This window comes from Microbispora sp. NPDC046933 (assembly GCF_040644635.1).
Classification (GTDB): domain Bacteria; phylum Actinomycetota; class Actinomycetes; order Streptosporangiales; family Streptosporangiaceae; genus Microbispora.
Genome location: NZ_JBEYWW010000134.1, coordinates 1 through 1,069 on the forward strand (window position 1 = coordinate 1; position 1,069 = coordinate 1,069).

The 1,069-nt window shown below is 35.0% G+C and carries 2 protein-coding genes; both read right to left on the reverse strand.

The genetic code is table 11. The annotated features are described in order from the left end of the window. The coding region (locus tag ABZ857_RS44355) for a CpsB/CapC family capsule biosynthesis tyrosine phosphatase (protein WP_357057000.1) at positions 1-245 on the reverse strand (245 nt) is incomplete at its 3' end. A 54-nt stretch (positions 246-299) separates the two neighbouring features. Continuing rightward, positions 300-995 (reverse strand): polysaccharide biosynthesis tyrosine autokinase, encoded by a 696-nt coding sequence (locus tag ABZ857_RS44360; RefSeq protein ID WP_300883823.1) that lies wholly within the window; start codon positions 993-995, stop codon positions 300-302. Positions 996-1,069 lie beyond the last annotated feature (74 nt).

A 1,069-nucleotide genomic window follows, 5' to 3' on the forward strand; every position in this document is an offset into this window, starting at 1 on the left:
ATTCTCACCTCTTGTCCGGGTAAAACTTCAATTGATAATTGATGTTCGTCAATGATATTTTGAACTTCCTTAACTTTTTTCAAAATAAGCGGTGATTCATTATTAAATTGAGGATTATGATGAGGAGTCGCAGTGATAGTTGTTATCCCTTCGTCAATTGCTGATTTCAGCATTGTCAGAGTATCTCCAGAAGTTTTAGCTCCATCATCTATACCCGGTAAAATATGGCAATGAATATCAATCATTTGCTCTCCTCTTCTACAAATTTCTGTCTTTTATTTGATTCAAGTTTATTCCAATTACTCTACTCCGTAGTAGTAATACGACGGTGAGTCAGAAGAGTCTACCCCATGCAAAACAACTCCTAATATATTTGCATTAACTTGTTCCAGCATTTTTTTTGTTTTTGCTAAACTCTCTTTTTTTGTTTCATAGGCACGTACAACAATAACCACTCCTCCTACATAACTACTCAAAATTTGAGCATCAGTAACTGCAGAGAGAGGTGGAGTATCAATCAAAACAACATCAAAGAAATCGGACACAGAGTCAATCAAATTCTTCATTGCACTAGATGCTAATAATTCCGCTGGATTAGGTGGAATTGGACCAGAGGTAATTATTGTAAGATTTTCAGAAAGTCTTGTCCCTTGTATGGCATCTTCAATCGAAGATTGATGCATTAAAATATTGGTTAACCCTACTCTATTTTGTACTTTAAAAGTAATGTTAACAGTCGGTTTACGAAGATCACTATCAATTAAAAGTACTTTTTTACCTTGTTGTGCAAAAGCAACAGCTATATTAGCACTCGAGGTTGATTTACCTGCAGCTGCTTCTGAAGATGTTACTAGAAAACTTTTAATCCCTTGATCCGCCATTTTAAAATCAATGGTCGTACGAATCGTACGATATTGTTCAGAAATAGGTGATTGAGGATTGACACTGGTAATAATATAACGATTGTTGTCTATGCTTCTTTTATTTTTAGCCATCCTGAACTCCTATCTTTTATTCCTTTTTGATGATCTATTTACTTTATGGTCGCTAGGCGGACTTGACTTAGTTC

Bases quoted from the DNA above. Each gene is read 5' to 3' on its own strand.
- ABZ857_RS44360 (WP_300883823.1), bottom strand. From the start codon at position 995: ATGGCTAAAAATAAAAGAAGCATAGACAACAATCGTTATATTATTACC.